This is a genomic window from Elizabethkingia argenteiflava, assembly GCF_009904105.1.
Classification (GTDB): domain Bacteria; phylum Bacteroidota; class Bacteroidia; order Flavobacteriales; family Weeksellaceae; genus Elizabethkingia; species Elizabethkingia argenteiflava.
Genome location: NZ_JAAABJ010000543.1, coordinates 50,161 through 56,670, shown reverse-complemented (window position 1 = coordinate 56,670; position 6,510 = coordinate 50,161). Strand labels below are relative to the sequence as shown.

Genomic DNA, 6,510 nt, shown 5'->3' with positions numbered 1-6,510 from the left:
AGAAAAAGAAAAAATAATCGCCAATATTAAAACCCATCTCAGGAATAATAAAACAGCCAAGAATTATTATTGTTTTGATGAAGAATTATATAAACGAAGGTTCAATATAGAGAAAGCAAATGCTTGGATGGATACTTTCAAAGCATTATTAATACGATTTGAAACTTCTGTAATAACTTGGAATTCTTTGCATTATATTGCTTTTGTTATTTTATTCCTCAGAAAACTATAAGTTTAAACAAGTTCATAGTATCATTTTTCATCATCTAAATAGTGGCCAAAATAATTTTTCTTAACATTCAAATAATTCTTACTCTCTTTTGTTGCGGCTATCTGCAATGGGATTCTGCTTTTTAGGCTGATATTGCTTTCTTCTATAGCCTTTATTTTCAATGGGTTATTGGTGATCAGATTGACTGACTTTACTTTTAATAGATTCAGTATTTCAATGGCGATGCCAAAATCTCTGTCATCTACTGGTAGACCGAGCCTCAGATTAGCTTCTACCGTATCAAATCCTTTTTCCTGAAGGGCATAGGCCTTAAGCTTATTAATAATACCTATATTACGGCCTTCTTGGCGTAGATAAATTATAATACCACCATGCTCATCAATATAGCGCATGGCAGCATCTAACTGTTGCCCACATTCACATTTATTTGAATGAAAAACTTCTCCGGTAATACACTCCGAATGAAATCTTACATTTACCGTCTGGCTGAAATCTGTTTTATCGGCAATAATAGCCAGGTGAGGCATCCAGTCATCACTACTCTCGGAAAAGGCCACCATTTTAAACTGTCCGTATTCTGTGGGAACATTTGATTGTGCCTGGATTTCAATCATTTTATGTACTAATTAAGATATTCTAAAGAATTGATATTGGCTTTTATGCGTGTTAAATAACGGCTCATGAGTTCCATGTCATCACTATTCATATATTTTTTCAGACTTTGGAGTGTCTTAAAAGACTGAGCATAGGCTTTATAGGCGGATTTTTTTTGTTTGGCTTTACCTTCAGTAGTTGCGTAGATATAAGACTGTACAGCTGTTTTTAATTTTTTTATTTCTGCGTCAACGGCTGCATTGGTAAATTTTGGAAATACTGTAATAAGATTGGAAAGATCTGACATATATTTTACCTTTTCAATACTTATTTGGGTGGATACAATCTTGTCATTAATATATTGATTATCAATAATAGAAACTACTGAGCTAGGCATCTGACTCTTGTTGTCTATACGTGAAATATAATTAAGCGTTTCAACCGAACAGGAAATGCTTAAAAAACTAATCATTATAAAAAAAACAATATTTGTTTTAGCCATGTTGCTTTTTTTTCTGATATAATATAGGGTTTAGGCTCTCATCATTATACATTTTCATCTGTTTGTAAGTTTTCATTATAACCGACCCCTCACTTATATCAGTAAGCAACTGCTCTATGGCTAAAGATAAATCTTTATATTGTTCCTTTAATATTGATAGTTTGACCCTGCATTTTTCGCGATGCTTTACCTCTGCATCCTCTCTGGAGGCCTCTATTTTCATATGATAGATTTTTAAGGCTAATATAGAGAGCCTATCAAAAGCCCAAGCGGGAGTTTCCGTATTTAATCTTGCATCAGTTTTTATAGGGATATGACGATATTTTTCAAAAAAATAATGGTCTATATACTCCACTAAATCAGTTCTTTTTTGATTAGAGGCATCTATTCTTCTTTTCAAAAACAAAGCTTCATCTGGAGAAATATTCTCGTCACGAATAAGATCTTCAAGATGCCATTGAACTGTATCAATCCAGTTTTTAGAATACAAAATTCGTTCCAAACTCCCTTCTTCAAAAGGGTTCTCTTCCTGAGCATCCACGTTATCAAGAAGATGATATTGAATAATAGACTGATTGAAAATAGCCCATGCAGTTTTGGTCAAGGACATATTTTTTAAGAAGATTTATGTTCAGAATTATCGGTTTTCTTTTCATCTTCTTTTACGGCATCTTTAAATTCTTTGATACCAGATCCCATTCCCCGCATTAGTTCTGGAATTTTTTTACCTCCAAATAATAGTAGTAGTATTACCAGTACAATAAGTACATGGGTAACAGATAACTGTAGTATAATTGCTAAGCTGTTCATTTTTGATGTATTTATTTCTGCAAAGATACAATTAATTTAGTATGCAAGCCATCCCAAAGGGTCGACAGGTGTGTTTCCATTCCATATTTGGAATTCCATCGTATAAGATCCATCTAAATCCATTTCTACCTTTCCGATAGGTGTACCAGCAGATACGTTCTGATTTTGAGATACCAAAACAGAACTCAGATTAGAATAAATCGTAAAATAGGAACCATGTCTTACCATCACCGTTTTTGATCCTCCAACATATAAAATTTTCGAAACGACACCTTGAAAAACAGCTTTTGCTATCGTTCCAGGGGCAACCGCAATCTTAATTCCAGAATTATCTTCCTGAATATTTTTAAAAATAGGGTGAGATTGACGTCCGAAGCGATGGGTGATCTGTCCTCTTACAGGGAAAGGTAATCTGCCTCTGTTGTCCGCAAAAGCAGAAGAGCTAGGCATAATCGAGGTGTTGTAGTCTTTCATGACTTTATCTTCAGCCGCCCTCTGAGCCGTATATTTAGCTTGGGCTAATCTTGCTTCTGCATCTCTTGCCGCAGATGCTCTTTCTTCAGCAGCTTTTGCTTTTGCTGCTGCTTCCCGCGCTTCTTTTTCAGCTGCGAGTCTTCTGGCTTCTGCCCTTTCATTGGCTTCTGCTTTCGCGACTTCCTCCGCATGTCTTTTTTCGTTAGCTGCCTTTTTAGCGGCTAATTCAGCTGCTTTTCGGGCTTCTGCTTCTGCTGCTCTCCTTTCTCTTTCAAGCGCTTCAGCTTTTGCTCTGTTTTCTGCTTCAATACGAGCTTTTTCTCTTTCTGCTTCAATACGAGCCAAGCGTTGCCGTTCTTCTTGTGCTTTTCTTTCTGCTTCTGCTTTAGCTTTAGCGATTCTAATTTCTTCGTTGATGATTCGGCGGATTTCACCTTCTAATTGTTTAGACTCGACTTGTTTTTGTCGAATTTCGGCTGTTATCTTAGCTTCTTGTTGTTTAAACTCACCAATAAGAACTTCTTTTTGCTCCCTCTCTGCATTAATGGTTTTAAGTTCATTTTGCTGATTGAGCATCAGCATTTCTTTTTCTTTCTTGGCTTTTTCTCGTAAAGCCATTGTTGCTTTAATTTGATTTGTCTTTTCGGTGATTTCAGCAGCTTTTTTATCTTGAAAATCTGAATACTGTTTTAAATACTGAATTCTTCTAAGCGCTTCCCCAAGATTTTTTGAGGATAGAATAAAGGTTACCTTATTTTGGATTCCTTTATTTTTATATGCTTTTACTAAAATATTAGCATAATTTTTTCTAAGCGTTTCCAGCTCTCGGTTGTATTTGTTAATTTCCAATTGGCGTTTATAGATATCATCCTCTATAAAGCGTTTCTCTTTCTGGGTATTGTTATATAGCTTTTCTCTCAGATTTATTTTATGATTAAGGTTCTGAAGATAGGCTACTGAAAGTCGAGACTCTTTTTTGGAATTAGCTAAGTCTGCGTTAAGGGTTGCTATCTGTTTTTTAAGATCAGCATTTTGCTGCTGAAGTTTTTCTTTTTGTTGCCCGAAGATACCGATGCTTAGGATAGAAAATAGAAAAAAATAGAGTTTCTTATGTGTCATTTAATCTCTTTCTTAGTATAGTTAGGTGGAACGGAGTAGGGTGTCTGCATCTTAGAAAAATCAAAGTTCGTATTTTCGATCAAAATTTGATCTGTTTTTTTATTTTTTATAATTATTTTAACATTTTTAGGAAAGTTCTCTTGATTAGCATGGATCCAGTTGGAATAATTAATTTCCAATTGGTGATCCGATTCAACCGTATTGATCTGTACTTTGCTCAGGTTAACTAGTGGATCGTAGTCCATACTTATATCATAAGAAGAAACCTTTCCATCCACATTTAATTGCTGGGGGCTCGATGACTTTAGATGATATCCCTGTTCAGTTTGGGTTAATATGAAATCCTGGGGATTGATCGGTAAAAAAGTTTTACCCAGCAGCAAATTTTGTAAAGCTTTATAATTAATAAATGAAACACCCAACAGATTATTTAGATAACTAAAATCAGAATCAATATAGGTTTTATTCAACTTTTCGTAGCCTTTAATTCCTGTAGGAGTAGCGATTCCCCGCGCACCAGTTATTCCCAGTAGAGCGGTGATATTGGCCCATACCTTCCGATTGTTTTCAATATAAAAAGTAGCGTTGAGCTGGGGAATAAATTTTCCATTTTCTATATTGATTGTACTAGAAATTTTTACTGCATCGAAGTTGGAGGTATTTTGAATATGCTTAAAAAAAGAGGTATTGTCCTTTAGGGGTTGTTCTACACTCTTGGTATGAGGAGTGCTTTCTTTAGCTATATGAGTGGTAGCGCAGGAAGCAAGACTTGCCGCAGCAAGAATATATAGCAGGGGGGTTTTCATTTTTAAAACATTTTTTAATTAGCGGCGAAAATCAGGCCAAAATTGGGATTTTTAAATTAAGGGCTATTTTTTTTCAACGCCTGAACTCCCAAATCCTCCTGTGCCGCGCAGTGTATCTTCTAAATTTTCTACAGGTATCCATTCTGCTGTTTCATGTTTAGCGATCACCAGTTGAGCAATGCGGTCACCATCATTAATGGTAAATACTTCTCTGGATAAATTGGCCAAGATTACGCCAACTTCTCCTCGGTAATCAGCATCTATAGTTCCAGGAGCATTCAGACAGGTAATGCCTTTTTTTATAGCCAGACCACTTCTGGGTCTTACCTGAGCTTCATATCCTGTGGGTAATTCCATAAATAAGCCTGTGGGGATCAATTTCCTTTCCAGTGATTCCAGATGAATGGGAGCTTCAATATTCGCGTAAAGGTCCATTCCGGCAGCTTGAGCCGTTTGATATTTTGGGAGAGGGTGTTTCGATCTATTGATTACTTTTATCTTCATTGTTATGATTTTCTGAAATTTTTAATAGTGTTCCTTTCTAAAAATAGAACCAGACCCAAAAATATTAAGAATAATCCGTTACCAAAAATTAAATTACCTTTTAAAGTATAATACGATAAATAAGAAAATAGTATGGATAGGCCCAGATAGAGGAATAATTTTTTCATATTGTAAGGGATAGGGTAGTAATAATGGCCTAATCCATAAGAAATCACCATCATAATGAAATAGGAAAAAAAAGTGGCCCAGGCACTGGCCCAATAGCCATATTCTGGAATAAAAAAGTAATTGATGCCAATAGTGATCACAGCTCCGATGATAGAAATATAAGCTCCAAATATGGTTTTGTCCGTCAGTTTATACCAAATAGAGAGGTTTAGGTAGATTCCTAAAAATACAGAAGCGATAAGCACCAGCGGGACAATAGGGATCCCCGAGTAATAGGCTGGATTTCGAATGTACTCATGGGAAATCCATTCCAAGTTGGCACATAAGCCTAGAAGCATCAAGCAGTTGGCTACTACAAAAAAAGTCATAAGCTTCGAATAGGCTTGCCTCGAATTCTCTTTACGAGAATGAGAAAAGAAAAAGGGCTCTATTCCCATAAGATAGGCCTGTCTAAACAAAGTCATAAAAGTAACCAGGCGACATACAGTTCCATATATAGCCATTTGCTCTGTACTTTTTTCCTCAGGAAGCAGGTATTTTAAAAATTGGCGGTCTAAAGTTTCATTGATGATGCCTGCTAGCCCAGCGATAGTAATCGGTAGGGAGTAGGCCATCATCTTCTTCCATAGGGGAAAGCTAAATTTCCTTAATTTAACCTCTTTCAATTCTTTAAAAAGAAGTAGGAAAGTTGCTGTGCTGGCAATTAAATTGGCGACAAAAACATAACCAACCCCAAAATTTTCATTGTAGACAAAGCCCAATAGGCCCTTATCGCCCAATTGGGGTAAAAAAACGATAAAAAATAGGAGTAGTACGAAATTGATGAGTCCATTTAAAATTTTTATAAGAGCAAATTTTTTCGGTCGTCCGGTCTTTCTGAGGATAACAAAAGGCATGGTACTTAATCCATCGATTCCGAGTATACACACCATCATAGTGAGAAAATTTACCTGATCAGGAGTTTTAAAAGCCTCAGCAATAGAATTCCTAAAGGTAAAACCTAACAGCATAAAAATCAATGAGGCTGCTACTACGCTAAAAGTGGAGGTGGTAATTAGTTTTTGATGATCGTCTTCTTTTTCAGCAAACCGAAAAAAAGTGGTTTCCATGCCGTGAGAAAGTAGTACAATCATAATACCTGCCACAGAGTAAAAATCCACAAAAGGCGCTAATGCAGTCGGACCGAAGGCTCTTGTTAAAAAGGGGCTTATAATAAAGGGGAAAAGTCGGATAATAATAGTTCCAAATCCGTATATAGCAGTTTGTCCTAAAAGTTTTTTGTACAAAGCTTCAAATTTTTA

Annotated in this window: 8 protein-coding genes and 1 pseudogene; 1 reads left to right on the top strand and 8 read right to left on the bottom strand. The window is 35.9% G+C overall.

Annotated features, from left to right (window positions below; translation table 11 throughout):
* Positions 1-232: pseudogene (locus tag GNY06_RS09125) on the top strand (IS5 family transposase); the annotation flags it as partial.
* A gap of 20 nt (positions 233-252) precedes the next feature.
* On the opposite strand, the gene ribA reads toward GNY06_RS09125, so the two are convergent.
* From ribA to GNY06_RS09085, 8 genes are all read right to left on the bottom strand, one after another.
* Positions 253-846 carry a GTP cyclohydrolase II gene (gene ribA / locus GNY06_RS09120; protein WP_166519795.1) on the bottom strand — a complete coding sequence of 198 codons (594 nt, stop codon included), beginning with the start codon at positions 844-846 and terminating at the stop codon, positions 253-255.
* 8 nt (positions 847-854) lie between these two features.
* Positions 855-1,328 carry a hypothetical protein gene (locus GNY06_RS09115; protein ID WP_166519794.1) on the bottom strand — a complete coding sequence of 158 codons (474 nt, stop codon included), beginning with the start codon at positions 1,326-1,328 and terminating at the stop codon, positions 855-857.
* The gene (locus tag GNY06_RS09110) at positions 1,321-1,938 is read right to left on the bottom strand and encodes a DUF4254 domain-containing protein (protein ID WP_166519793.1); all 618 of its coding nucleotides are present in this window, start codon (positions 1,936-1,938) and stop codon (positions 1,321-1,323) included. Before GNY06_RS09110 ends, GNY06_RS09115 begins: the two co-directional genes overlap by 8 nt.
* A gap of 5 nt (positions 1,939-1,943) precedes the next feature.
* Positions 1,944-2,138, bottom strand: a complete 195-nt coding sequence (locus GNY06_RS09105; protein ID WP_166519792.1) for a twin-arginine translocase TatA/TatE family subunit — start codon at positions 2,136-2,138, stop codon at positions 1,944-1,946.
* Between the two features lie 36 nt (positions 2,139-2,174).
* Positions 2,175-3,731 (bottom strand): peptidoglycan DD-metalloendopeptidase family protein, encoded by a 1,557-nt coding sequence (locus GNY06_RS09100; protein ID WP_166519791.1) that lies wholly within the window; start codon positions 3,729-3,731, stop codon positions 2,175-2,177.
* On the bottom strand, positions 3,728-4,537 hold the full coding sequence (locus GNY06_RS09095) for a DUF4292 domain-containing protein (protein ID WP_166519790.1): 810 nt from the start codon (positions 4,535-4,537) through the stop codon (positions 3,728-3,730). Before GNY06_RS09095 ends, GNY06_RS09100 begins: the two co-directional genes overlap by 4 nt.
* A 63-nt stretch (positions 4,538-4,600) precedes the next feature.
* The gene (dut, locus tag GNY06_RS09090; RefSeq protein ID WP_166519789.1) at positions 4,601-5,041 is read right to left on the bottom strand and encodes a dUTP diphosphatase; all 441 of its coding nucleotides are present in this window, start codon (positions 5,039-5,041) and stop codon (positions 4,601-4,603) included.
* A 2-nt stretch (positions 5,042-5,043) separates the two neighbouring features.
* The gene (locus GNY06_RS09085; protein WP_166519788.1) at positions 5,044-6,495 is read right to left on the bottom strand and encodes a lipopolysaccharide biosynthesis protein; all 1,452 of its coding nucleotides are present in this window, start codon (positions 6,493-6,495) and stop codon (positions 5,044-5,046) included.
* Between the last annotated feature and the right edge of the window lie 15 nt (positions 6,496-6,510).